The organism is Lactobacillus sp. ESL0700 (assembly GCF_029392095.1).
Lineage (GTDB): Bacteria > Bacillota > Bacilli > Lactobacillales > Lactobacillaceae > Lactobacillus.
In genome coordinates, this window is record NZ_CP113930.1 from 169,327 (window position 1) to 194,873 (window position 25,547).

Sequence of the window (25,547 nt, forward strand, 5' to 3'; positions counted from 1 at the left end):
CCTAGTTAATAATAATTCCCAACGTTTTCTATCAAAAAAATATCATAAAATCGTGATAAATTCTAGAATTAAGATACATCACACCGTAAAGTATCATAAAAATATCAAATTATCATAAAATATGATTGAAAGCGATAACACAAAACAATATAATCTGTTATGAAAACAAATAAAGATACTTTTTAGGAGGAAAAAATGTCAAAACCTACAAATATTAATGAAGTTACACCTGCAGTTTTTGCAGAAAACAATTTCCCTGAATGGGGCACATATTTAAATGAACAGATTGCAGATAAACAAGTACCCGAAAAGTCATTCTCAATTTGGTGGCTAGGATGTATGGGAATGTGGCTTAAGACACATGAAGGGACCAACATCGCTATTGATATGTGGAACGGCACAGGTAAGCACACACATGGTGACGGTAAAATGCGTAAAGGTCACCAAATGATGCGGATGACCGGTGGGGAAGCCTTACAGCCAAACATGCGTAACAAGCCATACGTAATTGATCCATTTGCAATTAGAGATTTGGATGCATTGTGCGTTACTCATACTCACCACGATCACTTAGATATTTATACTGCAGCTTGTGTAAATAAGTTCTGTCCAGATGCTAAGTTTATTGGGCCTCAAGGAGTTGCCGATGAATGGAAGTCATGGGGCGTTCCTGAAGAAAAAATCATCGTTGTAAAACCAGGTGACGAAGTCAAAGTAGGCTCTGTAACGATTAAGGCTCTAGAAGCTTTTGATAGAACCGAATTAGTAACTGAAGACGATCCTAATGTTAAATTGGCTGGCACTAAGCCAAAGGAAATGGCAAAGTTGGCCGTAAATTATCTTCTTGAAACTTCAGGCGGTAATTTATATCATTCAGGTGATTCTCATTATTCTAACACTTATGTTAAGCACGGTAATGAAAATAAAATTGATGTTACATTGTGTGCTTATGGTGAAAATCCCCGTGGTATTACTGACAAATTGGATGATTCACAAGTTTTACGAATGGGTGAAGCTTTGAATACTAAAGTAATCATTCCAATGCACTACGATATTTGGTCAAATATTTACAGTGATCCTAAAGATATTTTAGCTTTGTGGAGTAGAAAAAAGTACCGCTTACAATACAAGTTTAAACCATATATTTGGCAAGTTGGCGGCGAATTCAATTATCCACAAGATAAAGATAATTTTGAATACATGTATGATCGTGGCTTCCATGATGCATTTAAGAATGACCCAGACTTACCATTCCCAGAATTATTATAATTATTTTTTTAGATAATTATATGGTAGGAGGGAATTATGCTACGTTATTTTTTAGAAAATCATTTGATTAATATCAGTACAGAGCATCCGCAAAATTGGGAAGATGCAATCAGAGTTTCTGGTGAAATTATGAAGTCAAATAATCTTGTTACTGATAAGTATATTGATCAAGTAATTGCTGATGTTAAAAAGTATGGTCCGTATATTGTAATTGTGCCTGGGGTTGCTATGCCTCACTCACAAGCGGATAGTTCAGGTGTTTTGGGTACTGGTATTGGTCTGACAATTTTTCCAGAAGCAGTTTCCTTCGACAAAGATGATTCTGAAAAGGATGCTCAGTTGTTCTTTATGCTAGCTGCCAAGGATAACAAGCAGCACATGGAGAATATTGCTAACTTGTCCAATATGCTGATGGAAGATGGCTTGATTGAAGACTTACGAAAAGTTAAAAATTTAGAAGATTATCATCAGGTGATGGACAAGTACGAATTAAGCACAAAAGAGAGTAGGTAAGCAAATGCAAAATGTTTTAAATGTTTTACTAGCCATTTGGAGCTACTTTGCCACTAATGTTTTAGGACAACCTGCATTTATGATCGGTTTTATTGTTTTGATCGGTTATATTTTGGAACGTAAAAAGTGGTACGAGGTCTTGTCTGGCTTTTTAAAGGCCACAGTCGGCTACTTTATTTTGTCAGCTGGATCAGGTGGACTGGTTAATACTTTCCGACCAATTTTGGTTGGGCTAAAAGATCGTTTCCATTTAAGTGCGATGATTATTGATCCATATTTTGGACAAAATGCCGTTAATGCAGGGATTATGCAACGCTTTGGTCGCTCTTTTGCAGATACGATGCTGTTACTCTTATTTGCATATATTATCAATATTTTATTGGTGCGCTTTTCTAAATACACTAAATTAAGAGCGGTTTTTACAACTGGTAATGTTCAAGTTCAACAAGCTGCTACGGCTTTTTGGCTAATCCTGTTTTGTTTTCCAACTTTAAATAGATTATCAATTTTAGCAATTATGAGTTTGATCCTAGGTCTTTATTGGGCCGTTGGTTCTAACTTAACTGTTGGGATTACGCAAGAATTAACCGATGGTGCTGGTTTTGCTGTTGCTCACCAACAAATGTTTGGTATTTATTTCTTTGCTAAAATTTCTGAAATGCTTGAAAAGCATTCCATGAAAAAGGGCAAGGAAAATAAAAATAAGCGACTTGAAGACATTGAATTGCCTAGCTTTATGTCAATTTTTAATGACAACATGGTTTCAACTTCTTTGTTAATGCTGGTATTCATTGGTGCGATTTTAATTGTATTAGGTCCAGATTACTTAACTAAGGCTCATTTTATGCAAAAGGGTCAAAGCTTCATCTTTTACATTTTGCAAACAGCACTACAATTCTCAGTTTATCTTGCCATTTTACAGTTAGGTGTTAGAACGTTCGTTAATGAATTGACAGAATCCTTCACGGGTATTTCTGATAGATGGTTGCCTGGTGCCGTTCCTGGTATCGATGTTGCTGCAACCTTAGGTTTTGGCTCACAAAATGCACAAACGATTGGCTTTATGTTTGGTGCATTAGGTCAATTTACAATGATCTTTTTGTTACTGATCTTCCATTCGCCTACTTTGGTAATTGCAGGTTTTATCCCATTATTCTTTGATAATGCAGCAATTGGTTTGTACTCTAACGATCGTGGTGGTTACAAGTGTGCCATGATAATGCCGTTTATTTCTGGCTTAATTCAAGTTGCTGGGTCAGCCTTAATTGCTACTTGGGTTGGTATGGCTCGTTATGGTGGCTACCTTGGTATGTTCGACTGGGCTACTATTTGGCCATTCTTCACTGTAATTATGAAGTACTTAGGTTACTTTGGTGTTGCAATTATCATTATTGCCTTGCTGGCAATTCCGCAATTGCAGTACCGCGCAGACCCAGAAGGTTACTTCTTAATTACTGAGGATTACTCAGCTTGGGAAAAGCTAAATCATAAGGAAGAATAATATTTGTTTTAGGTTAAAGGAACGAGAATTATGAAAATTTTAACTGCATGTGCTAACGGTTCAGGTACTAGCTTAATGTTGATGAGAACCGTTAAAAAGACAATGGAAAAAATGGGTTATCAGATTACGCAAGCTGACCATACTTCAATTTCAGAAGCTAAAGGAATTGCCCGTAATTATGACGTTGTTTTTACTTCAATTCCGTTTATTAAAATGTTTGACGAAGTAAAAAAACGTGGTGGCGAGGTAATCGGCATTAAGAATGTTATCTCAGCTAAAGAAGTTGAAGATAAGATTAACGAATCCGATATTCCAACAAAATTCAAGAAAAATTAAAGGAGATAATAATGACGATACCTAAATTACAAGTTGCCTTAGACAGTGATAATACTGCTCAAGCAATTAGCGTTTTACGCAAAGTTGAAGATTTAATTGATGTTGTTGAAGCTGGGACTATTTTGGTCTACCGCGATGGTTTAAGTGCCGTAAGAAATTTACGTGCGATGGCTCCCGATAAAATTGTTTTGGCAGATGTGAAGTGTGCTGATGCCGGAACAAAATGTGGTAAGTCTTGCAAGGATGCCGGTGCTGATTGGATGACCTGTATTAATGCGGCAACAGTTCCAACGATGAGCAATGCTCAAAAAGAAATTGAAGTTCAGGTTGAGCTTTATGAAGGCTGGGATGATAAAGACAGAATGCAACAATGGCTTGACAATGGGATTCATCAAGTTGTTTATCACCAAAGCCGTGATGCCAAGTTTGCTGGTCAAAAATGGTCTGAAAAAGATGTTGAAAACGTTAAGAATTTGATCAAGATGGGCTTCAAGGTATCTGTTACTGGTGGTGTTCATCCAGAAATTCTGAAGTTATTTAAGGGTGTACCTGTTTATACCTTTATTGCTGGTCGGGCAATTAGAGAAGCCGACGATCCTCGTGCTGTTGCACAACAGTTCAAGGACGAAATTAATAAAATTTGGGGTTAATTAATGATTGGGAAAACTATTGGGTTTAAATTCATGGCTTTCCCTTTTATTTTAAATTAGAAAGGAAGGATAACATGACAGTAAATTCGTTAGGCATTTATGAAAAAGCCTTGCCGCAGAATTTATCTTGGGAAGAAACCTTTAATTTAGTTCATCAATTAGGCTTTAATTTCTTGGAGTTTTCAATTGATGAAAGTGACAAACGATTAGCGCGTTTGGATTGGACACATGATGAACGCAAAAAGTTTCGTGACCTGATGTGGTCGACTAACACAAGGATTAACAACTTAATGTTGTCAGGACATCGCCGCTTTCCGTTAGGGTCTGCTGACCCCGATGTACGTAAGAAATCATTAGAAATGATGTCAAAGGCGGTTGATTTATGTGTTGACTTAGGCATTCATAATATTCAGATGGCTGGCTATGATGTCTATTATGAAAAAAAGACAGATCTATCTCGTGAGTATTACGTGGAAAATCTGATTAAATGTGTCCATATGGCAGCTAAGAAAAATATTATGTTATCGATCGAAACAATGGATGATCCATTTATTAATAATTTGTCTAAGATTGCTCAATATCACCAACTAACTCAAAGTCCGTGGCTGCAAGCTTATCCAGACTTAGGCAATTTAAGTGCATGGCCTGAAAATGATGTGCCCGCTGAAATTGAAAACTATATTGATACGATCTGTGCAATTCATCTAAAAGATAGTAAAAAAGTAACGCCAGATTTTAAAGGTCAATTTAAAAATGTACCTTTTGGCACAGGGTGTGTTGATTTTGTGGGCTTATTGCGAGAATTAGTTCGTCTTAATTATAATGGTAGTTTTACGATTGAAATGTGGTCAGGCGATAACGGCGATGAGAATGCACTGGAAGAAGTTGAGGCTGCGAAGACTTTCTTTGATAAAATTTTTGCTCAAGTTGGAATTACACAGGAAGCAGTTGAATAATGGGGAGGTTATCATGCTTGAAAAGTTAAAAGAAGAAGTATATGAGGCCAACATGTCGCTGCCTAGATTGGATTTGGTAACTTTTACTTGGGGAAATGTATCTGGCATTGATCGTGATGCGGGATTATATGTTATCAAGCCGTCAGGTGTACCATATGAGGAACTTAAGCCGGAAGATTTAGTAGTTGTTAATTTAAAGGGTGAGGTAGTTGAAGGCGATAAAAATCCTTCTTCAGATACGCCAACTCATACGTATTTATATAATCATTTTCCTAATATTGGTGGCATTGTTCATACACATTCACCTTGGGCGGTATCTTTTGCGGCAGCTAAAATGGATATTCCGGCGTTAAACACTACCCATGCCGATACATTTTATACCGATGTTCCGGCAGCTGATGCGTTAACTAAGGAAGAGATTGAAGAAGATTATGAGGGCAATACTGGTAAGACAATTGTTAGAACTTTTAAGGAGCGACATTTAGATTATGAAGCAACTCCAGCAGCTTTAGTGAGTCAACACGGACCGTTTGCATGGGGAGAAACTCCTGAAAAGGCAGTTTATAATGCTAAAGTTTTAGAAGTTGTTGCAGAAGAAGATTTTCATACCTTAGAATTGACCCATCAAAGTTCTGAATTGCCGCAATACTTACTTGATAAGCATTATTATCGTAAGCATGGTCCCAACGCTTACTATGGACAAAAATAGTAAAAAAAGTTAAAGTTAAGTTATTTTAAAGTGTGTTATTTAGATTTAATATAATTGTTTTTTAGAAAGGTAATATAAAGATGGATTTCCAAGCTTTGGCCCAAAACATTTTGACTAATGTTGGCGGCAAAGAAAATGTGGCTAGTTTGGAGCGTTGCTTTACCAGATTACGCTTTGTTTTAAAAGATAGCAGTAAGGCAAATAGCGACGAAATTAGTCACTTAGAAGGTGTCATTCAAGTATTGAATGCCAACGGTCAATTTCAGGTTGTGCTCGGTAACAACGTCGGTAAAACGTACGATGCAATTGAGCCAATGATTGGTGAGACGACTTCAGCTTCGGTTGATGACGCGCCAAAAGAGAAGGTCGGGATAGGAACTAAAATTCTCAACGTAATTGCCGCGATTTTTACCCCAACTGTACCAGCAATTGCTGCATCGGGAATGATTAAAGGTTTCTTGGCAATTGCAGTGATTGTTGCGACCAATGTTTATCATACTGACATTACTAAGTTCAACACGTACATTATTTTAAGCGCGGCATCAGATGCTTTGTTCTACTTTATGCCAATTATTTTAGCTCGGTCATCGGCTAAGGTATTTAAGACCAATGAATATATTGCGATGGTCATTGCGGCCACGCTTTGTTATCCATCAATTGTTAACTTGATGACGGGTAAGGCGCCGGTTACCTTGTTTGGTTTACAAATTACTAAGGCTAGCTACACGTCGTCGGTTATTCCGATTATTATTGCCGTCTTTATCTTGGCTTATTTGGAACGCTTTATTGATCGGATTATGCCAGAAGTCTTGAAGATTATCATGGTGCCAACACTTTGTTTGCTGATTATGGTGCCGGCAACCTTAATGCTGTTTGGTCCAATCGGCATTTATCTTGGTAACTTTATCAACTGGCTTTACTACTATATTATGCACTTCAGCCCGATCTTATTAGGGGCATTTATTGGTGGTATTTGGTGTGTCTTGGTTGTCTTTGGTGCGCATCGTGCCATTATTCCGATTGGGATTAATGACGTTGCTAAGACCGGCCACCAAAACTTGCTAGCCTTTGCGGGTGCAGCCAACTTTTCTCAAGCTGGTGCAGCCCTAGGTGTTTTCTTGAAAACCAAAAATAAGAATCTAAAGACTGTTTCTGCTTCGGCAACGGTGACGGCGCTGTTTGGTATTACTGAGCCAGCAATCTATGGTGCTAACTTGCGGTTGAAACGGCCGATGGTTTATGCAGTTATCAGTGGTGCTCTAGGTGGCGCGTTAATGGGCTGGGGCGGTTCCTTTGGTAATGCCTTTGCTAACCAAGGAATTTTGACCATTCCAGTTTATGCCAGCAGCGGTTTGAAGGGCTTTGTTTGTTATCTGTTAGGATGTGCAATTGCCTTCTTTGGCGCTTGCATCTTAACGGTTGTCTTGGGCTTTAAGGATTTACCAGAAAAATTGTCGGGTCAAAATAGTGAAGAATTAGCTACGATTCCAGTTGCAGCAGCTGAAGATGAGGAAATTGCATCACCACTAGCCGGAAAAGTAATTGCTTTAGCACAAGTTAAAGATGAAGTCTTTTCATCAGGTGCAATGGGCAAGGGTGTTGCCGTTGTGCCAACAGAAGGTGAAGTTGTCGCTCCTGCTGATTGTGAAGTACAAGTTTTATACCCAACAATGCACGCAATTGGCTTGCTGCTGGATAATGGGATTCAATTATTAATTCATATTGGTCAAGATACTGTTGAACTAAAAGGTAAGTACTTTACTAGTCATACAGAAGTTGGTGCGCATTTAAGAAAGGGCGATCCGATTGTCACTTTTGATTGTGCTAAAATCAAGCAGGCTGGTTATGATTTAACAACACCAGTAATTATTACTAATGCGGATCCTGATGCGCAAATTACAATGACAGATGAAAATGAAGTTGCGCAAGGCAGTATCTTAATGGAATTTAAGGGTAAGGTAACAAATGAAGAAGTTTAAAGATGATTTTTGGTGGGGAGCATCGTCTTCCGCGTTTCAAATTGAGGGTGCCTGGAATGAAGACGGCAAGGGTGAGTCCGTTGCCGACTACAATTCGTTTAAACACTCAGATGAGCAAGCCGATACCAAGGTAGCCAGCGACTTTTACCATCATTATCAAGAGGATATTAAGCTAATGAAGCAGATGGGAATGCAGGCTTACCGCTTCTCCATTGCATGGACTAGAATTATTCCCGATGGCGATGGTCAGGTCAACCAAGCTGGAATTGATTTTTATAATCGTGTGATCGATGAGTGTGTGGCTAATCAGATTATCCCCTTTGTGACCCTATACCATTTTGACTTGCCACTGGCGTTAGCTCAGAAGTACAATGGCTGGGCTAGTCGCGATTGCGTTAGTGCCTTTCGGCGTTATGCTCAGATTTGCTTTAAGGCATTTGGCGACCGAGTTAAAAACTGGCAGGTAATTAATGAGCAAAACTTGATGGTGCGAGTTAATGAACGGATGAATATGGATAATGTCCCGCAAGATGAGGCTGAGAAGGTTCGCGCGCAGATGGATTATCACATGTTCTTAGCTTGTGCGTATGCAATGAATGATTGTCACGAGATGGTTACTGGTGGTAAGATTGGCCCAGCAATTTCATCGACAATGACTTATCCAGTCAGTGATCGGCCGCTTGATGTCTGGGCAGCGAAAATGAACGATAATTTTAAGACTAATTATGCCTTGGAAATGTATTGCTTTGGTCAATATCCGGGTTACTACCGTCATTTTTTGCAAGAGCAGGGCATTTATCCGCAAACTGCAGCTGGCGACGACAAGGTTCTAGCAAGTGCGCGGCCTGACTTTATTGCGGTTAACTATTATCGGACTTTAGCGGCAGAATATTTACCGGCCGATCAAGAACATCCAGTTGGTCAGCGTGTGAGTGATATTGACTTTGACCTTTATGGCTATTTTAAAATCAAAAAGAATGAGCATTTGAAGGCAACTGAATATGGTGCCCAAATTGATCCACTTGGCTTGCGACTCGTTTTGAATGAATATTATCAAAAGTACCGCCTGCCAATGATTATTACCGAAAATGGCTTAGGCACAGCTGACGAATTGACCGCTGATGGCAAAGTCCACGATCAATATCGGATTGATTATTTACAGGCCCATATTGCAGCATGTTATGATGCAATTCAAGATGGCGTTGAGCTGTTTGGCTATTGTCCGTGGTCAGTAATGGACATTTTGAGTTCACATCAAGGCTTTAAAAAGCGCTACGGCTTTATTTATGTCAATCGCACCGATTTTGACTTAAAGGACATGCGCAGAATACCTAAAGATAGTTTTTATTGGTATCAAAATGTAATTAAGAATAACGGTTTAGAAGAGTAAATAAAAATTCCACATTTGCGAGTCACAAATGTGGAATTTTTCAGTTATTCAGTTATTTAGAATTTAGTTTCAAGAATGTCATCTTCTGGGCGGTGTTCTTGAATACGTAAGACTTGCCACGGGAAGACTTCAACTGGTTCTGCTACTTCGATTTCTAGTTTGTTATCTTCATAAGCGAACTTTAAATCAACGCGTTTTTCAATCCATTCAACCCGGTTGGGTTCATGAGTTAAACCAGTAACGGTAATTTTAGCAGGAAGCGGCTTTTTAACGAAAACATATTTCTGGTAATGCATGTGGCGGTTTTGCAGGACAAAACTCTCGCCGTCAGCAGCAAGATTGCAAGGCTCGCTTTCATTAAAAGCATGGCCAAACATGTGCATCCAGTCGTTGATTGGCGCTAACAGTTGTTGACTCTCGTCGGTTAGCTCGCCGTTTTCATCGACCGCTAAATCAATAATCGTCGCTTTACCAGCTTTACGTTGTGTCACCATTTCGTTAATTACGTTATCTGGGGTATAGCTTTGTCCGGACTGCTCGTTAATTAAAGCGATGGTGTACTTAGTGCAGGCAGCTTGAAAGGCAGTCTGGTCACCATTAGTTGAGACAGCGCGGGCGCCAATATCCCGAGCAGTTTTAACAAGTAAGTCAGCATTGGCTTTTTTAGTGTCAGATAGTTTAAAATTTAAGACAATTGCAAAATCAGGATTCATCAAATCTCTCCTTAGATATAATAATATTAAGTTTAACTCTAAAAGGAGGAAAATACGAAAAATGAAAATTATTATTTCCCCAGCAATGAAGATGAAAGTTGACCGTGAAGCCTTTAAGGTAAGGTCAACGCCGCAGTTCTTACCGCAGGCTGAGCAATTAGCAGATTATTTAAAAGGTTGTGACTTATCGCAGTTAAAGGCTATTTGGCAAGCAAGCGAGCGAACAGCTAAGGAAGGTCAGAGCCAGCTTGCCCAACTTGATTTAACGCAGACCAGCAATTTAACGCCGGCGGTTATTTCTTATTCCGGCATTCAGTACCAATACATGGCCGCAGACTTGTTTACTGCACCAGCGCTTGATTACTTACAGGACAAGGTGCGGATTTTGTCTGGCCTATATGGTGTCTTACGTCCGTTTGACGGCGTCTGGCCATATCGCTTGGAGATGAAGAACAAGGTTACCGGCTTTAAAGAACCAAATTTATATCGCTTCTGGGGTTCAACAATTGCGGATAATTTATTTAATGACGAATCGGTTCTGATTAACTTGGCGTCCAAGGAATATTCCAAGAATATCAGTCCGTATTTATCGGCCAAGCGGCGCATGATTAATATTGATTTTCAAGAATACAAGAACGGCCAATGGAAGACTGTTGGCGTGCATGCCAAGATGGCGCGGGGAGAAATGACGCGCTTTATTGCGGAAAATCAGCTGGCTAAGCCCGAAGAATTGCAGAATTTTAATGATTTTGGCTTTCAATTTATGCCCGAAGAAAGCACCGCCGATACCTATGTCTTTCGCACCGAATTTGACTTTAAGAGACGATAAAAATGTGTCAACTGTTCCAACTAATAGTAAAATATACCTATTGAAAAAGTGAGGTTTAAGTATGGAAATTGTTTTTGTTCGTCACGGTCAAACTGATTTAAATAAAACGGGTTGTATTCAGGGGTCGCGTTTTGATCATGACCTAAATGAGACTGGTCGCGCTTATGCCGAAAAGGCTGCCGCTAATTTTGACCCGTCAAGTTTTGATGTTGTGTTTTCTAGTCCAATGAAACGCGCACTGGAAACGGCGCGGATTTTTACTAAAGGACAAAAAGAAATTAAAATTGATAACCGGTTGATTGAGTTTAACTTTGGCGAGTGGGACGGTCAGCTATTAACAGAGTTGGGCCAAAAATATCCCGATGCGATTGATCCTTGGGGCAAGGCCAATGCCAACTACATTAAGTACGCTCCACATGGCGAGAGCAACGAGGAGTTAAATGAGCGTTGCGGACAATTTTTAGATGATATTACCCAAAATTATGCTGGTAAAAAAGTTTTGGTAGTTTGTCATGGTACATTAATTCGGATGATGTTTGCCCATTACTTTACTAATGGTGATTTTAACTATTTTGACACGATGAAGAATTGTGCTTTAGCAAAAATTTCGTACCGCGATCACACGCCGCGAATTAACTATTATAACCAAGTGTTAGCGTTTTAATAAATGATGAAAGATTCCTCGTGAATCTTTTTTTGTTGGCATAATATTTGACTATACAAGTTAGCTAATGATATTATTTTACAAAAGTGACACGGTGTCACCCCTGTATAGAAAAGGGTGGTAGCAGAATGGTCAAGGCAACTTTTATTAACTTGCCGCAGGTAAAGAGGGACCTCATCACGCAGGCTCTACTGAACGAGTTTAGTCATTATCCGCTCCAAAAGGCGCAGGTGGCAAGAATTGTTAAAGAAGCGCAAATTGCGCGTGGGGCCTTTTATAAGTATTTTACGGATTTGCTTGATGCTTATAGTTATCTATATGGCGTGGCAATGCGAGAAATTCACGCCGATATTAAGGTTACACCTGAGTTTGAACCGCAGATTTTTTATCTAAATGTGGTCAACTTTGTCGAAAAAACGCACGCTAGTAAGTATGCACTTTTAATTAAAATGCATGTCCTGTATAACGAGAGCTTGCTAGCTAAGCCCGGCCAAAGTGCCAGTCAAGCAGATTTAAGTCCGCAAAACTGGAGCGCGATGGTCTTGAGCCACGCGTCAATCCGGGCTGTACTCACGAATCCAAGCCAAAAAGACGAGATTTTACTTCGCTTTAAGGCGAGTTTAGAACTATTACAAAAGAGGTCAAATTAATGTTTTTAGCAATTAAAGAAATTAAACGGGAAAAATTGCGTTACGGCCTAATTGTGTTGATGATTTTTTTAATTAGTTATCTGATTTTTATTTTATCGTCATTATCAATTGGTTTAGCCAGTGAAAATACGCAGGCATTGAAGTCATGGGACGCACAAGCAGTGGTCTTGAATAAAAATGCCAATGTCAGTATGAACCAGTCGGTCTTGACCAAGTCCGACTTGAAAAAGGCTACGATTGGTAAGGACGAGGCACTGGTTGGGCAAACAGCGGTGGTTGTGAAAAATAAAAAGCGGCCACAGATTTCCGCACAATTTATTGGCCTTAAAAAGTCACAGTTTATCTATGATGCCCAAGAGATAATTGCCGGTCGCAAAGCTAAAACCAAAAAGGAAGTAGTTGCTGACCAAGCCTTTAAGATTAAGGGCTACAAGCTTGGTGACAAGTTAGAACTAAACGGCTCTAAACAAAAATATACGATAGTAGGTTTTGCTAAGAATGCCAAAATTAATATCGCGCCGATTGTTTATGGCTCGCTTAGTGCTTGGAAATTACTTCGCCAGGGGATGCCTGACATGCAGGCATCGGCAATTATTTCACGTAATGCCAATTACAAGTATCATTATGACCAAAGCAAGACTTATCCGATTAAAACATTTATTAATAAATTGCCGGGTTACACTGCTCAAAACATGACTTTTGAATTAATGATCGGCTTTCTATTCGTAATTTCTCTAATTATTATTGCTGTCTTTATGTATATTTTAACGATGCAAAAGATGCACAACTTCGCGGTTATGCGTGCCCAAGGGATTCCTAGTGGCACCTTAGTTAGAGCAACCGTTAGTCAAGCAATTATTCTAGTTGTTGTTGGGGTAATAATTGGCTTGTTAGCAATGATCTTGACTGCTAAAGCCTTGCCAGCCGCCGTACCGATGAGTTTTACTCCGGTAATTATGCTGAGTGGTGCTGGTGGCATGCTATTAACGGGAATTATCGGCAGCTTAATTCCAATTAGATCAATTTTGAAAGTAGATCCAGCAAAGGCAATAGGTGAATAAGATGGCAGTCATTGAATTAAAGAACGTCCAAAAAGTTTATGGTAAGGGTGCTGCCGAAGTTAAGGCACTTAAAAATATTAATTTTACGGCTAATAAAGGTGAAGTTGTCCTCATTATGGGGCCATCTGGTGCTGGTAAAAGTACCTTCTTAACCATCGCTGGTTCATTGCAGAAGCCAACATCTGGTCAAGTTTTAATCGATGGCAAGGATATTGCGAATTTGACAACTAAGCAGAGTAACCACTTACGACTTAATCAAATTGGCTTTGTCTTGCAAGCCTATAACCTAGTGCCATTTTTAACAGTTAAGGAACAATTTGAATTAGTTGACCGAGTAAAAAAGCAGGGCAACATTGATCACGCAACCTTGACCAAATTATTAGGTCAGTTAGGAATTACTGCTTTGGTTAATAAGTACCCCGGTGAATTATCCGGTGGTCAGCAGCAGCGCGCTGCAATCGCGCGGGCTCTGTATGCCAATCCAGAAATCTTGCTGGCAGATGAACCAACGGCATCCTTAGATAGTAAGAATGTTGATGAGGTTGGTCAATTATTTAAAAATTTGGCGAAGAATTATGCTAAAGCTGTTCTATTAGTAACTCATGATCCGCGTTTGGAACAATATGCCGATCATATTTACGAAATGATGGATGGCGAAATGACGCAAACAAAATAAAAAATAGCTACTATTTTAATATTTAGCGGAAGTACACAATGCTTTAATTAATAAAGGATTGTGTATTTTTTCGCCCAAAAAAGCATGAAGATATTTAATAAATTGCTTATTAATAATTTTGTCTTTTATTTATCTTTTAGAAAGCGATTTCTCCTTGACAAAGGACTTTCAAATTTACTATTCTAGGTGTTAGATAATTACTTTGTTATTTTTAATGTGATAAAAAAACGAGCTGGCTTTAAACGGTATTTTAAGGCTAACGTTGAAAATGTTGCTGCTATTGAGAGAAATTGAATACTTAATAGTTATAAAATAACAAGCAATTTGTAATTGAATATGTATCAAAGTGTTATGTAATTATGCATTTATTTAGTTAAGTATTAATAATTATATTTAAGTAGATAGGCAGCTAATTTGTAATGAGGTAAGAAATGAACGAAGTACCAACAGATAAATCAATTGTGTTAGCAACAGATTATCAAAATCAAAGCATCAATATTAAGTTTTCGGATGATCTAACAGATGATCGCGAGCGCGGTTATATTTTATCGGCAGCTTTCTTTTCCTTTTGTGCTTCTCAAGGGTTAAGCAAGTCCGAAGTTAGTGAGATGGTTTCATCATCTTACGATCAATTTTTGGAAAGTAATAACAATAATAATTAGTCGGCAACTGATTAGCACTGCTAATTAATTGACCAGCAGATCGCAAGCATTCGAATGTACAATTACGAAAGTTAGTTAAGGGAAAACCGAATGGCGAGAAGAAAAGAAATAGGTAGAGAAAAAATTTTAAACGTTGCTTATAAAATGGTGATGAGAGATGGCGTTGAATGTCTGACTGCACGTAATATTGCCAAAGAAGGACATTTTTCGACGCAACCCCTATATCTTGAATTTAGCAGTATGGATGAGCTTCGGGATGAAGTTTTAGATAAAATTGCGGAGAATTTAAAAGGTAATGTTTTGCAAAAAGAATATACAGGTAAACCCCTAATTGATATGGATTTATCTTATATTGATTATGCAAAAGAACACGAAAATCTGTTTCGAGCAATGTTTGTGGATGGTAAGTTAGGCAGCAAGCGTATTTCTAATACGTTAATTGATTTTGGTATCCAAAAGTTTAACGAGGAATATGAAGATACTGATTATAGTGAAGAAAAAATCATGAATATTGTTGTGGCAAATTGGATCACTACAATCGGCATTGCTTCACTAATTATTAATGAAATTGCGACTTTTTCGGAAACGCAGATTATTAACGTGTTGACGGCGCAAATTAATGATGCGATTTTAAATGATTGGCTCAGTAAGAACAAGAAGATACCGCTGTTTGATGTGAAAGACTATAAAAAGCAAAAAAACGCGATCGATGAAAACACGATCGATGAGTAAGATTATTAGGTGCAAAATTAGAGTGTTTATTTAATTTATGTAAAAACATGAAAGCAGAGTTATGTTCAAAAAATTGTATATAGGTTATAATAATCTGTAGAAATTAGTTTTTTGAAAGGTGGGTTTTTATGAAAATCCTTGCATTATCTGGCTCAAATGCCAATAATTCGTTTAATGAAGCTTTGCTTAAGTTTATCTCTAAGCACTTCGCCGACAGATATGATTTTAAACTGGCAACAGTTAAGGGGTTACCAATGTTTAAAGAGGGTGAAGATGCACCCGAATCAGTTACTGCTTTAAGTAAAGAAATTGAAGCTGCTGATTTAGTATTGATTGGTTCACCTGAACAACAACACTCAGTAACAAGTGCCTTGAGTAGTGCTCTTGAATGGTTATCAAGCACTTCTCACCCATTTAAGAACAAGCCAGTTGTTATGGTATCAACTTCACCAATGCCACAAGGTGCTTCACGTTCACAAAGTCGTTTAAGAAGCTTGTTAATGGCTCCTGGCTTTGGTGCAGATGTTTTTGCTGGTGATGAATTCATGATGGGCAACGGTCCTAGTCAATTTGATGATAACGGTGACCTGACTGATGAAGGTACTGTTAAATTCTTAGGTCAATTCTTTGACGAAGTTGACGAATGGTACGCACAAGTTACTAAGTAAGGAGGACCAAGAATGAAAATTTTATCAATCGTTGGTACAAACGCAGATTTTTCATATAACCGCTTTTTAGCACAATTTATCGCTAAGCGTTACGCTGACAAGGCTGATATCGAAGTAAAAGAAATCGATAAGTTAACACCTTTCTGCAGAACGCAAATGGCTGATGACACAATTAAAGCTTGGATTGAAGACATTAAAGCTGCTGATGGTATTGTAATTACCACGCCAGAATATGACCACACTATTCCTGCACCATTAAAGAGTGCTTTAGAATGGTTAGGTTCACATGCTGGTCCTAACGTTATGAAGAACAAGCCAGTTGCTATTGCTGGTGCTTCATACGGTAGTCAAGGTTCAGGTCGTGCTCAAGAAGATATGCGTGAAATTTTACTTTCACCAGATATGAGTGCTAATGTTTTGCCAGGTAACGAAGTTTTAATCGGCGGTGCCGCAGGTAAATTTAATAAAGAAACTGGCGAATTAACTGATGAAGCTACTATTAAATCATTAGATGGTATGATGGATAACTTCTTCAATTTTGTTAAGCAAGCAACTAAATAAAGTTTTGCTAGAATGCTTGGCATAGAGTAAAATAACCGGATAGGAGTACTATCCGGTTATTTTTATGCTAGAAAGTGTATTTACATGTCTGATCCTGTAGTTTTACCAGTGTCATCTGTTCGCAATCCCCGAGATTTAGGCGGTTATCGCGGCTTTGAAAATCGTAAAATAAAAAAGCACCGTTTGCTTAGAACTGGCAATATTAGTAAAGTTACGGTACAAGACCAACAGTTTTTGCTTGATTATGGCCTGAAAAAAATCATTGATTTGCGTTCACCAGCAGAGTGCGAAATTAATCCTGATAAAACACTCGCTGGCGTTGAACATTATCAATTGCCATTAGGAGTTGAAGATAATACTTCTGGTGGTGGTAGCCATATCGAAGAAAACAAGGCCAAGTATCGCCTGGATCAGTATGCAGGATTAAAAATGATGTGTGCGCGTTATCGTAAGCACATTTTAAATAAGAGTAGCCAAGATAGTTTTCATCAAATTTTGCAATTGATTGCTAGCCAAGACCAAGGCGCAATTTTGTATCATTGTTCAGAAGGCAAGGACAGAACTGGCTTAGTGACGCTGCTGATTTTGCATGTTTTAGGGGTCGACCCTGAAACAATTCGGCAAGATTATTTATATTCAAATTACATGTTAAATGAATATCGCGCTGTCCGCGATCGTCGGTTTAAACGCAATGGCGAAAACGACAAGTTTCGCGCTAATATGCGTGTTTTGGGCTCAGTCAGCGATGCGTTCTTGGATACTAGCCTGATTACAATTAATGAAGAATATGGCGGTTTGGACGCTTACCTTGAACAAGCAGTAGGAATTACAGCGCAAGTTCAAGATGATATTAGAAATAAATATTTGGAAAAGTAGGTATAGCAATGATTGATGATTTAGCATTAGAACAAGCAGTTGGTCAACATCACGCCTTAGGGACGTCAATTACGTTACAGATTTTTGGCACGCAAGATCAAGACGTCATTAATAAGTCCTTTGACTTAATCGATCATTATGAAGACTTATTGACGGTTAACCGTGATCAATCTGAGGTAATGAGTGTTAACCATGCTGCTGGAAAGCACCCAGTGCAAGTATCCAGTGGCACTTACAGCTTGATTAAGTTAGCTGTAAAAGAAAGCCGAGCCAACTTTGGCTTTAACGCATTGATTGGGCCAGTGGTTAAGCTGTGGGCAATTGGGTTTAAGGGTGCGCACGTGCCAACTGACGCCCAAATTAAAGAAAAAATGAAATTAATCGACCCGTTCAATGTCGAACTTGACGATAATAATCAATCTGTCTTTTTGACTAAAGAAGGAATGGAACTTGACCTTGGCGGGATTGCCAAGGGCTGGATTGCTGACAGAATTCGGGACTTCTGGCATGCTTATGGCGTTAATGCCGGGATTATTAACCTTGGCGGCAACATTCTGCTGGTTGGTGATTCGCCTAAAAGAGTTAGCGGGCAGTGGTCAGTAGGTGTTCAAGACCCCAAAGAAAAGCGTGGTAAAAATATTACTTCGGTAATGGTACCTAAATGTTCAGCAGTTACTAGTGGCACGTATGAGCGCTACTTAGTTGTTGATGGGCATAAGTATCACCACTTAATTGACCCGCGGACTGGTTATCCAGTAGAAACTGATTTGGCTGGGGTGACTACCTTTACCAAGGATTCAGTTGAAGCCGAAATTGAATGTAAACGACTATTTTTTGCTGGACATCCAATTGAGGGTTGGCATGATGATCCCGATCGTGTTGGGGCAATTTTTGTTTATAATGACGAACATGTCGAGTATGACAATTTTAATAATTAATTTAAACAGCTATCACACAATTTTTACCAATTGTGTAATAGCTGTTTTTGTATAGCTCTAAGAGTAATTGGATTTTAGAAATTATTCTGGTTCTTTATGTTTCTTGTACATAAATTAACAATATACTTTTAAAAAGTAAGCATTAAACTTGCCAAAAATAGTTATTAGTCAGTAAACTTGTAAATGCTGCATGCAGAAATTTTATTTAATCGAATTTTACAAGTAAGAAAGGGAAACTTATGAAGAAGAGTGTAATTTTAACAGCCGCAATGACATTAATAGCTAGTCTCGGTGTATCAACCGGTGTAGTTAAAGCTGCTGACAATCCAACTAAAGATAGTAATACTAAAGTTGCTGTTCAAGCAGGCACACTGACACTAGGTAACGTATCAGACTTTAGCTTTAGTTCTTCAGTTGAAGCAATTGCTAATGGCGACACAACTGCTAGTTTGACTGCAGATGGTTCTATTGAAACTGCTGATAATCGCGGTCTAGGTACTGATACTAACTGGACTTTATCTGCTGCACCAACACAGTTAACAGATGCCAAGGGTCATGCTTTAAAGGCTTCCAGCTTAACAATTAATGGTGTAACGACATCTGTTATTGATGGTACTAATAGTGTTGAAGTTGCTAGCGGCAATAAGGAAGGTACAATTACTACCCCATTAACTGCTGCCAATACTTCAATTGCGCTTCAAAAAGATGACCAAGTTTTTGCTGGTGATTACACTGGTACGATTACTTGGACATTAAGTGGTACACCTAAAGATACAACTAATTCTGCTGAATAATCATGAATTTTACTAGTGAACGTAAGCGACTTGGCTTTATCTTTATTGCAGCAGCCCTGTTTTTGTTTAGTCTAATTGGAGGTAGACAAACAGTAAACGCCGCGGAAAGCTTTTCCGTTAAGGTTGCCGGCAGTAATTCTTCCTACATTGAACGCCAAGTCAAGCCGAAACAAAATCTTCGTGTTAAACTCGTTTTTGTTAATAATAGTGCCAAAGTGCAGACAGTTAATGTGTCACCTAATCAAGCTATTACTGGTGATAATGGCTTAGTGCAGTATAATCTGGCTAATCCGGGCAAGCGATATTTTGGCCAAAACAATTTTGGGCAAATGACAAGCGGGCCACGCCGCATTAAGCTGGCTGCGCATGCTCAAGTCAGTAAAACCTATGTTATTAAAGTTCCGCGTAAAGCTTTCAAGGGTGTTTTAGCTGGTGGCTTTTATGTTTCGCAAATTACTAAGCCGCAAAAAGATAAAAAAGCTGCAGGACAAAAGGCAGTGATGGGATACCGCAATGTTTATTCTTATGCGATTCCGGTGATTTTGCGTGAAAGTAAGCAAGTGGTGCATACTAAGTTAGCGATGCCTAAGGTCATGACAAAAGTGGATCGGAGTAATCCCTTTATTATTGTCCGGCTAGCAAACGAGACACCGACGATGTTTGGTCAGCTGGATGTCACAACTAAGGTTGTGGATCCACGGACTAAGAAGTCAGTGTTCGTGCAAACTAAGAAAAATCTGGCACTGGCGCCATTAAGCTATTTTGACAATCATGTTTTACTTGATAAAAAGTTGTCTAGTGGCACTTATAACCTGCTGGTAACAGCACAGTCAGGAGCTCGGCACTGGCAATTTAAGCAAAAAGTTGAGATTGATGCTAAATTAGCGCAGGCTGCTAGTCAAAAAGATCATTCGCCAAAAGACCATAAAATTTGGTTGTGGCTAGCGATTGGTGTAGCAGTAATTGTGATGCTCCTCATGCTCAGTGGCATGTATTATTTAGGCAAACGTCACAGTAAAAATTAAATAAAACAAAAGGACAAAGCGTAAAAACGTCTTGTCCTTTTTATGTTGTTAAAAATTTTAAGCAGTTGTCCGGCTAATACTGAAGATGCTGTTAAACACGCCGTTAGATAATCCTGGTGTGTTGTAAATGATAAACCGCAAAAATGATGAATCAAGCGTCTGCTGGATGAACCACGGATTTTGCAGCGCGTTAAGCATTGACAAAATAATATAGACGAAAAAGTAACTGGCCACAAAGGATACGATAGCGCCCAATACCCCATCTAAAATACTACCAAAGTTAGTGGCGTGGGGATTTTTACTTGGTACCCAACCCTTGAAAATTTTGACCACTATTTTACCGACAAATAGTAAAATAAAGAAGGCAATAAAGCGAAACAAAATTAAATTTGTGCTCGGCGCTAAAGTTGTTTGTATATTTTGTCCGGTAATCTGGCCATAAAGCCAGTTCCCCAGCGGATTTTGAAATAAAATTGCAACGATAAAAACAATCGCGGCAAAAATCAAATTAATAATTAATTTGGTAAAGCCTGTTTGGTAACCCTTGTAGGTTTTTAGAGCCAAATAGGCTAAAACAATTAAAGTAACAATCATGTTTATCTCCTTTGCCGTATATTATAGCTTATTTTTGCACATTTAGACTTTGACGATTGCCTAAAAATACTTCATAATTAAAGAGATGTAATGGCTTTACAATAAGCTGTTTTTGGCGTTAAATTTATAGAGTGTGAAACAAGGTTTCACGGGTGAAAAATGAATCCTGAACAATTTGTCCAAGAATTATCAAAACATAATTTTGAATTAAGTGAAAAGCAAATCAAACAATTTAAACTTTATTTTACTAACTTGGTGACGGCGAATGAGCACGTTAATCTGACGCGGATTACTGCAGAAGAAGATATCTACTTAAAGCACTTTTTCGATAGCATTACGCCGCTGTTTGTCTTTAGCTCAGTCTTTAAGCCGGGTGCTACCTTATGTGATGTTGGTGCCGGAGCCGGTTTTCCGTCAATTCCGTTAAAGATTTTAATGCCGGAATTACAGGTAACGATTGTTGATTCGCTAGGTAAAAGGCTAACCTTTTTGCAAGATTTAGTTAGCAAGCTGGACCTAGAGGGTGTAACCTTAGTCCATGGTCGCGCTGAAGATGTCGGTCAAAATAAATTGTATCGCGAGCAGTTTGACATTGTTACGGCGCGCGCAGTTGCTAATATGGCGGTATTAAGTGAATATTGCCTGCCGCTGGTTAAAGCAAACGGTTATTTCGTGGCTTTGAAAGGACCCAAGGCTGAAAGTGAACTGAAAGACAGTCAAAAGGCAGTTAAAGTCTTAGGCGGTAAGGTAATTGCTGATGAGGAATTAACTTTGCCCGAAAGCGATGAAGAACGCACACTTATTCTTGTTCAAAAAGTGCAGGCCACACCTAAGAAATATCCTCGGCAAGCGGGCACACCGCACCGAAAACCAATTCATTAATAGGGGGACTCTATATGTCAATCTTTTCTTCTTTACGACATCATGATGAAATTCCTAAAGATAAACAAATTAAAGATATTGAATTAACTAAAATTAAAGCAAATTCTTACCAACCGCGCCGCGAATTCTCAGATAAGTCAATTCGGGAATTGGCATCAACTCTTGATAAAGATGGCCTTCTGCAGCCGATTATCGTGCGCGAACAAGGCGATAATTATGAGATTATTGCCGGCGAACGGCGGTACCGTGCTGCCAAGCATCTTGCATGGGAGACAATTCCAGCAATTGTGAACAACATGGATGATAGCCAAGCCGCTTCTTTTGCCTTGATTGAAAACTTGCAGCGTGAGGATTTGAACCCGATTGATGAGGCTCAAGCTTACGATAATTTAATGAAATTAAACAATTTGACGCAAACAAGCTTGGCTAAAAATATCGGCAAGTCACAATCGTATGTTGCTAATAAATTACGGTTGTTAAAATTAACGCCTAAGGTGCAAAGCTATTTAGCTAGTGGTCAAATATCACCGCGCCATGGCCGGTGTCTTGTCGGTCTTAGTGAGAAGGATCAGGGCCGAGTTTTAGATGAGATTTTAGCCAATAACCTAAACGTTAACGATACTGAGAAGATTGTCAAAGACGTCGACGGCTATTTTATTAATAAAGAAAAGCGGGCTAAGGATCAAGAGAAGGCTGAACAGACCAAGCGAGCTGTTAGCCGCATTCCTAAGGATTTGCAAGTGCAGATTAATACGATTAAGCGCGCTGTTAAGCTAGCTAAGGAATCGGGCATTAAGGTCAAAGTTAAGGAAAATAACGATCCTAATGATTATATGATTACAATTGAGTTGAAGAGAAAATAGGAAGGCGGAGCAAAAATGGTAAAAGTAATTTCGGTTGCTAACCAAAAGGGTGGTGTTGGTAAAACAACGACGACAATTAACTTGTCGGCAGCTCTGGCTGAACGTGGCTATCATGTCTTAATTATTGATATTGACCCCCAGGGGAACTTGACTTCCGGAATGGGAATTGAGAAGTCGGAAATCAATGATGATATTTATAGCGTACTGATTAATGACGTACCGTTAAAAGACACTATTTTCCATACTTCAAATCGGAATCTTGATTTAGTGCCAGCAACAATTAACTTGTCTGGGGCAGAAACAGAACTAATTAGCATGATGGCGCGGGAAACTCGGCTGAAGTCGGCGATTGATGTTGTCAGCAGTGACTATGATTTCATTTTTATTGATTGTCCGCCGTCTCTTGGACAGCTGTCAATCAATGCCTTTACGGCATCGGACTCGATTTTGATTCCGGTTCAAAGTGAGTATTACGCAATGGAAGGTTTAAGCCAGCTGCTAAATACAATTCGCTTAGTGCAAAAGCACTTTAACAAGGATTTAGGTGTTGAAGGCGTTCTGTTGACGATGCTGGATGCGCGGACTAACTTGGGCGCTGAGGTAGTCAAGGAAGTTCAATCATACTTTGCTAAAAAGGTATACAAGACGATTATTCCGCGAATTACTAAATTAGCAGAAGCACCAAGTTATGGTCAATCGATTGCAGAATATGCTCCTAATTCCCGTGGTGCAAAGGTTTATGATGATTTGGCAAAAGAGGTGCTAAAGAATAATGGCAAGAGACTCAAGAAATAAAGAACCAAAGAAAAAGGGCGGCCTTGGTCGTGGTATTGAAGCCTTATTTGAGGATGAGCCCCAGGTTGAAGAAACCGAAGAAGAAATTCTCGACCTTGACCTAAGTGATATTCGGCCTAACCCATACCAGCCGCGGAAGAACTTTGATGACAAAGCATTAAAGGAATTAGCTGATTCAATTAAAGAAAATGGTGTCTTTCAACCAATTATTGTGCGCAAGTCAGTTAACGGCTACGAGATTATTGCGGGTGAGCGGCGCTTTCGGGCATCAAAATTAGCTAAAAAGACGACTATTCCAGCAATTGTACGTGACTTTGACGAAGGTCAAATGATGGAAGTTGCCGTTTTGGAAAACTTGCAGCGTGAGGATTTATCTCCACTTGAGGAAGCTCAGGCTTACGAAATGCTGCAAAAGAACTTGGGCTTAACGCAAGAAGAAGTTTCCAAACGGATGGGCAAGTCGCGGCCATATATTGCTAATTATTTGCGCTTGTTGACTTTGCCAACAAAGACCAAGCACTTGCTGCAACACGGACAATTATCAATGGGTCAAGCCAGAACTTTGTTGGGACTCAAGAACAAAGATAAGATTGACGAAGTTGCAAAGCAAGTTGTTAAGGAAGGCATGCCAGTGCGTAAAGTTGAGGCATTGGTAGCGCAATTGAATGCTAAAAAGCAAACTAAGAAAACACCACATAAGTCTGCTTTTATTCGGGCTAGTGAACACCAATTGGCCGATAAGTTAGGCTCAACGGTTAATATTTCAGAAAGCAAGAAGGGTAAGGGTCATTTATCAATCGGCTTTAGCTCGGTTGACGAATTGAACCGGATTCTTGATATTTTGGGTGTTGATCTTGATGAATAAAGATATTGCTTATAATTTGGCTGATACCGTTCAAATGAAAAAGCCTCATGCTTGCAAAGTTAACGATTGGGAAGTTTTGCGGCTGGGTGCGGATATCAGACTCAAGTGCATGGGCTGCGGACATGTGGTGTTGATGCCGCGCGGCAAGTTTACTCATAATTTGAAAAAGATTTTGACTAAAGCAAATGATCCGGTCAATCATAAAAAGGAATTTTATGTTCCTAAAGATGAAATTATCAGACCGGGTTCTAAACAAGAATAAGTAAGATTTTAAATAGAAAAAGAGGATAAAGATGTCATTAACTGCTGGGATTGTTGGCTTGCCGAATGTTGGTAAGTCCACGTTATTTAATGCAATTACTAAAGCTGGAGCCGAGATGGCCAACTATCCGTTTGCGACGATTGAGCCAAATGTGGGGATGGTTGAAGTGCCTGATAAGCGGCTTGCGCGGATTCAGGAACTCATTCCGGCTAAGAAAATTGTCCATACTACTTTTGAATTTACTGATATTGCCGGACTAGTTAAGGGTGCGTCAAAGGGTGAAGGCTTAGGTAATAAGTTCCTTGAGAACATTCGTCAAACCGATGCCATCATTCACGTTGTGCGGGCTTTTGAAGATGAAAACATTACTTCCGTTACCGGTAAAGTTGATCCAGAAGAAGACATCAACACTATTAATTTGGAATTGGCAATTGCCGACCTTGATGCCGTTAACCGCCGAATTAATAAGGTTAAGAAGATTGCCCAGCAAAATGACAAGGAAGCCAAGGCTGAATATGCAGTTTTGCAAAAAATTAAGCCAGTTTTGGAAGAAGGCAAAGCAGTTCGGTCAATTGAATTTACTGATGATGAACAAAAATTGGTCAAGGGCTTCTTCCTATTGACAGATAAGCCAGTGATTTATGTAGCTAACATTGCCGAAGAATCAATGGCTGATCCGGAAAGTGATGAATTCTATCAAATTGTTAAAAAGCATGCCGAGAGTGAAAATGCGGAATGCTTAGGTATTTCAGCTGCTACTGAAGAAGAAATTGCCGGCCTTGATGATGACGAAAAAGCCGAATTTTTGGAAGCAGAAGGTGTCACTGAATCCGGGCTTGACCGTTTAATCAGAGCTGCTTACCACATCTTGGGCTTGCGGACATTCTTTACAGCTGGTGGCCCAGAAACTAGAGCTTGGACATTCCACGAAGGGATGAAGGCGCCACAAGTTGCTGGTGTTATCCACTCAGACTTTGAACGTGGCTTTATTCGGGCCGAAGTTGTTTCATATACCGACTTAGATCAATTTGAAACCATGCAAAAGGTTAAGGAAGCTGGTAAATTACGTCTTGAAGGTAAGGACTATGAAGTTCAAGACGGCGACATTATTGAATTTAGATTTAACGTTTAGGA

General features: G+C 39.1%; 30 protein-coding genes. 28 read left to right on the forward strand and 2 right to left on the reverse strand.

Annotation, left to right across the window (positions count from 1 at the left end):
• Positions 1 to 195 precede the first annotated feature (195 nt).
• From ulaG to OZX63_RS00910, 9 genes are all read left to right on the forward strand, one after another.
• Complete coding sequence (gene ulaG, locus OZX63_RS00870; RefSeq protein ID WP_277143800.1) at positions 196 to 1,269, forward strand: L-ascorbate 6-phosphate lactonase; 1,074 nt, start codon at positions 196 to 198, stop codon at positions 1,267 to 1,269.
• Between the two features lie 36 nt (positions 1,270 to 1,305).
• On the forward strand, positions 1,306 to 1,782 hold the full coding sequence (locus OZX63_RS00875) for a PTS sugar transporter subunit IIA (RefSeq protein ID WP_277143803.1): 477 nt from the start codon (positions 1,306 to 1,308) through the stop codon (positions 1,780 to 1,782).
• 4 nt (positions 1,783 to 1,786) lie between these two features.
• Positions 1,787 to 3,283, forward strand: coding sequence for a PTS ascorbate transporter subunit IIC (locus OZX63_RS00880; RefSeq protein WP_277143805.1), 1,497 nt, complete (start codon positions 1,787 to 1,789; stop codon positions 3,281 to 3,283).
• A gap of 30 nt (positions 3,284 to 3,313) precedes the next feature.
• Positions 3,314 to 3,619 (forward strand): PTS sugar transporter subunit IIB, encoded by a 306-nt coding sequence (locus OZX63_RS00885; protein WP_277133218.1) that lies wholly within the window; start codon positions 3,314 to 3,316, stop codon positions 3,617 to 3,619.
• A gap of 11 nt (positions 3,620 to 3,630) precedes the next feature.
• Positions 3,631 to 4,269: a 3-keto-L-gulonate-6-phosphate decarboxylase UlaD gene (locus OZX63_RS00890; protein ID WP_277143807.1), complete on the forward strand. Its 639-nt coding sequence runs from the start codon at positions 3,631 to 3,633 to the stop codon at positions 4,267 to 4,269.
• A gap of 74 nt (positions 4,270 to 4,343) precedes the next feature.
• Positions 4,344 to 5,225, forward strand: a complete 882-nt coding sequence (locus OZX63_RS00895; protein ID WP_277143809.1) for an L-ribulose-5-phosphate 3-epimerase — start codon at positions 4,344 to 4,346, stop codon at positions 5,223 to 5,225.
• Between the two features lie 13 nt (positions 5,226 to 5,238).
• Positions 5,239 to 5,934: an L-ribulose-5-phosphate 4-epimerase gene (locus tag OZX63_RS00900; protein ID WP_277143811.1), complete on the forward strand. Its 696-nt coding sequence runs from the start codon at positions 5,239 to 5,241 to the stop codon at positions 5,932 to 5,934.
• An 80-nt stretch (positions 5,935 to 6,014) separates the two neighbouring features.
• Positions 6,015 to 7,913, forward strand: coding sequence for a beta-glucoside-specific PTS transporter subunit IIABC (locus tag OZX63_RS00905; RefSeq protein ID WP_277143813.1), 1,899 nt, complete (start codon positions 6,015 to 6,017; stop codon positions 7,911 to 7,913).
• On the forward strand, positions 7,900 to 9,303 hold the full coding sequence (locus OZX63_RS00910; RefSeq protein ID WP_277143815.1) for a glycoside hydrolase family 1 protein: 1,404 nt from the start codon (positions 7,900 to 7,902) through the stop codon (positions 9,301 to 9,303). The genes OZX63_RS00905 and OZX63_RS00910 overlap by 14 nt, the downstream gene beginning before the upstream one ends.
• Before the next feature lie 56 nt (positions 9,304 to 9,359).
• On the opposite strand, the gene OZX63_RS00915 is transcribed toward OZX63_RS00910, so the two are convergent.
• Complete coding sequence (locus OZX63_RS00915) at positions 9,360 to 10,016, reverse strand: hypothetical protein (protein WP_277143817.1); 657 nt, start codon at positions 10,014 to 10,016, stop codon at positions 9,360 to 9,362.
• A gap of 61 nt (positions 10,017 to 10,077) precedes the next feature.
• On the opposite strand from OZX63_RS00915, the gene yaaA reads away from it, so the two are divergent.
• From yaaA to OZX63_RS00980, 13 genes are all read left to right on the forward strand, one after another.
• On the forward strand, positions 10,078 to 10,845 hold the full coding sequence (gene yaaA / locus OZX63_RS00920) for a peroxide stress protein YaaA (protein WP_277143818.1): 768 nt from the start codon (positions 10,078 to 10,080) through the stop codon (positions 10,843 to 10,845).
• Between the two features lie 61 nt (positions 10,846 to 10,906).
• Positions 10,907 to 11,509: a histidine phosphatase family protein gene (locus OZX63_RS00925; protein WP_277143820.1), complete on the forward strand. Its 603-nt coding sequence runs from the start codon at positions 10,907 to 10,909 to the stop codon at positions 11,507 to 11,509.
• 128 nt (positions 11,510 to 11,637) lie between these two features.
• Positions 11,638 to 12,159, forward strand: coding sequence for a TetR/AcrR family transcriptional regulator (locus OZX63_RS00930; protein ID WP_277143822.1), 522 nt, complete (start codon positions 11,638 to 11,640; stop codon positions 12,157 to 12,159).
• Positions 12,159 to 13,220, forward strand: coding sequence for an ABC transporter permease (locus tag OZX63_RS00935; protein WP_277143824.1), 1,062 nt, complete (start codon positions 12,159 to 12,161; stop codon positions 13,218 to 13,220). Before OZX63_RS00930 ends, OZX63_RS00935 begins: the two co-directional genes overlap by 1 nt.
• 1 nt (position 13,221) lies before the next feature.
• Positions 13,222 to 13,896, forward strand: a complete 675-nt coding sequence (locus OZX63_RS00940) for an ABC transporter ATP-binding protein (protein WP_277143826.1) — start codon at positions 13,222 to 13,224, stop codon at positions 13,894 to 13,896.
• A gap of 431 nt (positions 13,897 to 14,327) precedes the next feature.
• Positions 14,328 to 14,558, forward strand: coding sequence for a hypothetical protein (locus OZX63_RS00945; protein WP_277133239.1), 231 nt, complete (start codon positions 14,328 to 14,330; stop codon positions 14,556 to 14,558).
• 90 nt (positions 14,559 to 14,648) lie between these two features.
• On the forward strand, positions 14,649 to 15,290 hold the full coding sequence (locus OZX63_RS00950; RefSeq protein ID WP_277143828.1) for a TetR/AcrR family transcriptional regulator: 642 nt from the start codon (positions 14,649 to 14,651) through the stop codon (positions 15,288 to 15,290).
• Between the two features lie 128 nt (positions 15,291 to 15,418).
• Positions 15,419 to 15,958 (forward strand): NAD(P)H-dependent oxidoreductase, encoded by a 540-nt coding sequence (locus OZX63_RS00955; RefSeq protein ID WP_277143830.1) that lies wholly within the window; start codon positions 15,419 to 15,421, stop codon positions 15,956 to 15,958.
• Between the two features lie 12 nt (positions 15,959 to 15,970).
• Positions 15,971 to 16,519 (forward strand): NADPH-dependent FMN reductase, encoded by a 549-nt coding sequence (locus OZX63_RS00960; protein ID WP_277143832.1) that lies wholly within the window; start codon positions 15,971 to 15,973, stop codon positions 16,517 to 16,519.
• An 84-nt stretch (positions 16,520 to 16,603) separates the two neighbouring features.
• Complete coding sequence (locus OZX63_RS00965) at positions 16,604 to 17,395, forward strand: tyrosine-protein phosphatase (RefSeq protein WP_277143834.1); 792 nt, start codon at positions 16,604 to 16,606, stop codon at positions 17,393 to 17,395.
• Between the two features lie 8 nt (positions 17,396 to 17,403).
• Positions 17,404 to 18,333, forward strand: a complete 930-nt coding sequence (locus tag OZX63_RS00970) for an FAD:protein FMN transferase (protein ID WP_277143835.1) — start codon at positions 17,404 to 17,406, stop codon at positions 18,331 to 18,333.
• A gap of 239 nt (positions 18,334 to 18,572) precedes the next feature.
• Positions 18,573 to 19,127, forward strand: a complete 555-nt coding sequence (locus tag OZX63_RS00975) for a WxL domain-containing protein (RefSeq protein ID WP_277143837.1) — start codon at positions 18,573 to 18,575, stop codon at positions 19,125 to 19,127.
• 2 nt (positions 19,128 to 19,129) lie between these two features.
• Positions 19,130 to 20,152, forward strand: coding sequence for a DUF3324 domain-containing protein (locus OZX63_RS00980; RefSeq protein WP_277143839.1), 1,023 nt, complete (start codon positions 19,130 to 19,132; stop codon positions 20,150 to 20,152).
• Positions 20,153 to 20,209: 57 nt separating this feature from the next.
• Here the strand turns inward: OZX63_RS00980 and OZX63_RS00985 are convergent, their stop codons facing one another.
• On the reverse strand, positions 20,210 to 20,746 hold the full coding sequence (locus OZX63_RS00985) for a CvpA family protein (RefSeq protein WP_277143841.1): 537 nt from the start codon (positions 20,744 to 20,746) through the stop codon (positions 20,210 to 20,212).
• A gap of 159 nt (positions 20,747 to 20,905) precedes the next feature.
• Here OZX63_RS00985 and rsmG point away from each other — a divergent pair, with 159 nt between their 5' ends.
• From rsmG to ychF, 6 genes are read left to right on the forward strand one after another with little or no spacing between them, the layout of a single operon-like run.
• Complete coding sequence (rsmG, locus tag OZX63_RS00990; RefSeq protein ID WP_277143843.1) at positions 20,906 to 21,628, forward strand: 16S rRNA (guanine(527)-N(7))-methyltransferase RsmG; 723 nt, start codon at positions 20,906 to 20,908, stop codon at positions 21,626 to 21,628.
• Between the two features lie 14 nt (positions 21,629 to 21,642).
• A complete protein-coding gene (gene noc / locus OZX63_RS00995) occupies positions 21,643 to 22,491 on the forward strand; it encodes a nucleoid occlusion protein (protein ID WP_277143844.1) in 849 nt (282 codons plus the stop codon).
• Positions 22,492 to 22,506: 15 nt separating this feature from the next.
• A complete protein-coding gene (locus OZX63_RS01000; protein WP_277143845.1) occupies positions 22,507 to 23,286 on the forward strand; it encodes an AAA family ATPase in 780 nt (259 codons plus the stop codon).
• On the forward strand, positions 23,264 to 24,151 hold the full coding sequence (locus tag OZX63_RS01005; protein ID WP_277143847.1) for a ParB/RepB/Spo0J family partition protein: 888 nt from the start codon (positions 23,264 to 23,266) through the stop codon (positions 24,149 to 24,151). Before OZX63_RS01000 ends, OZX63_RS01005 begins: the two co-directional genes overlap by 23 nt.
• Positions 24,144 to 24,413 (forward strand): DUF951 domain-containing protein, encoded by a 270-nt coding sequence (locus OZX63_RS01010; RefSeq protein ID WP_277143849.1) that lies wholly within the window; start codon positions 24,144 to 24,146, stop codon positions 24,411 to 24,413. The genes OZX63_RS01005 and OZX63_RS01010 overlap by 8 nt, the downstream gene beginning before the upstream one ends.
• Before the next feature lie 31 nt (positions 24,414 to 24,444).
• On the forward strand, positions 24,445 to 25,545 hold the full coding sequence (ychF, locus tag OZX63_RS01015; RefSeq protein WP_277143850.1) for a redox-regulated ATPase YchF: 1,101 nt from the start codon (positions 24,445 to 24,447) through the stop codon (positions 25,543 to 25,545).
• Positions 25,546 to 25,547 lie beyond the last annotated feature (2 nt).

Bases quoted from the DNA above. Each gene is read 5' to 3' on its own strand.
- OZX63_RS00930 (WP_277143822.1), top strand. From the start codon at position 11,638: ATGGTCAAGGCAACTTTTATTAACTTGCCGCAGGTAAAGAGGGACCTC.
- OZX63_RS01000 (WP_277143845.1), top strand. From the start codon at position 22,507: ATGGTAAAAGTAATTTCGGTTGCTAACCAAAAGGGTGGTGTTGGTAAA.
- OZX63_RS00970 (WP_277143835.1), top strand. From the start codon at position 17,404: ATGATTGATGATTTAGCATTAGAACAAGCAGTTGGTCAACATCACGCC.
- OZX63_RS00915 (WP_277143817.1), bottom strand. From the start codon at position 10,016: ATGAATCCTGATTTTGCAATTGTCTTAAATTTTAAACTATCTGACACT.
- OZX63_RS00885 (WP_277133218.1), top strand. From the start codon at position 3,314: ATGAAAATTTTAACTGCATGTGCTAACGGTTCAGGTACTAGCTTAATG.
- noc (WP_277143844.1), top strand. From the start codon at position 21,643: ATGTCAATCTTTTCTTCTTTACGACATCATGATGAAATTCCTAAAGAT.
- OZX63_RS00900 (WP_277143811.1), top strand. From the start codon at position 5,239: ATGCTTGAAAAGTTAAAAGAAGAAGTATATGAGGCCAACATGTCGCTG.
- OZX63_RS00875 (WP_277143803.1), top strand. From the start codon at position 1,306: ATGCTACGTTATTTTTTAGAAAATCATTTGATTAATATCAGTACAGAG.
- OZX63_RS00945 (WP_277133239.1), top strand. From the start codon at position 14,328: ATGAACGAAGTACCAACAGATAAATCAATTGTGTTAGCAACAGATTAT.
- OZX63_RS00910 (WP_277143815.1), top strand. From the start codon at position 7,900: ATGAAGAAGTTTAAAGATGATTTTTGGTGGGGAGCATCGTCTTCCGCG.
- OZX63_RS00925 (WP_277143820.1), top strand. From the start codon at position 10,907: ATGGAAATTGTTTTTGTTCGTCACGGTCAAACTGATTTAAATAAAACG.
- OZX63_RS00980 (WP_277143839.1), top strand. From the start codon at position 19,130: ATGAATTTTACTAGTGAACGTAAGCGACTTGGCTTTATCTTTATTGCA.
- OZX63_RS00960 (WP_277143832.1), top strand. From the start codon at position 15,971: ATGAAAATTTTATCAATCGTTGGTACAAACGCAGATTTTTCATATAAC.
- OZX63_RS00890 (WP_277143807.1), top strand. From the start codon at position 3,631: ATGACGATACCTAAATTACAAGTTGCCTTAGACAGTGATAATACTGCT.
- ychF (WP_277143850.1), top strand. From the start codon at position 24,445: ATGTCATTAACTGCTGGGATTGTTGGCTTGCCGAATGTTGGTAAGTCC.
- ulaG (WP_277143800.1), top strand. From the start codon at position 196: ATGTCAAAACCTACAAATATTAATGAAGTTACACCTGCAGTTTTTGCA.
- OZX63_RS00905 (WP_277143813.1), top strand. From the start codon at position 6,015: ATGGATTTCCAAGCTTTGGCCCAAAACATTTTGACTAATGTTGGCGGC.
- OZX63_RS00965 (WP_277143834.1), top strand. From the start codon at position 16,604: ATGTCTGATCCTGTAGTTTTACCAGTGTCATCTGTTCGCAATCCCCGA.
- OZX63_RS00935 (WP_277143824.1), top strand. From the start codon at position 12,159: ATGTTTTTAGCAATTAAAGAAATTAAACGGGAAAAATTGCGTTACGGC.
- OZX63_RS00880 (WP_277143805.1), top strand. From the start codon at position 1,787: ATGCAAAATGTTTTAAATGTTTTACTAGCCATTTGGAGCTACTTTGCC.
- OZX63_RS01010 (WP_277143849.1), top strand. From the start codon at position 24,144: ATGAATAAAGATATTGCTTATAATTTGGCTGATACCGTTCAAATGAAA.
- OZX63_RS00895 (WP_277143809.1), top strand. From the start codon at position 4,344: ATGACAGTAAATTCGTTAGGCATTTATGAAAAAGCCTTGCCGCAGAAT.
- rsmG (WP_277143843.1), top strand. From the start codon at position 20,906: ATGAATCCTGAACAATTTGTCCAAGAATTATCAAAACATAATTTTGAA.
- OZX63_RS01005 (WP_277143847.1), top strand. From the start codon at position 23,264: ATGGCAAGAGACTCAAGAAATAAAGAACCAAAGAAAAAGGGCGGCCTT.
- OZX63_RS00955 (WP_277143830.1), top strand. From the start codon at position 15,419: ATGAAAATCCTTGCATTATCTGGCTCAAATGCCAATAATTCGTTTAAT.
- OZX63_RS00985 (WP_277143841.1), bottom strand. From the start codon at position 20,746: ATGATTGTTACTTTAATTGTTTTAGCCTATTTGGCTCTAAAAACCTAC.
- OZX63_RS00975 (WP_277143837.1), top strand. From the start codon at position 18,573: ATGAAGAAGAGTGTAATTTTAACAGCCGCAATGACATTAATAGCTAGT.
- OZX63_RS00940 (WP_277143826.1), top strand. From the start codon at position 13,222: ATGGCAGTCATTGAATTAAAGAACGTCCAAAAAGTTTATGGTAAGGGT.
- OZX63_RS00950 (WP_277143828.1), top strand. From the start codon at position 14,649: ATGGCGAGAAGAAAAGAAATAGGTAGAGAAAAAATTTTAAACGTTGCT.
- yaaA (WP_277143818.1), top strand. From the start codon at position 10,078: ATGAAAATTATTATTTCCCCAGCAATGAAGATGAAAGTTGACCGTGAA.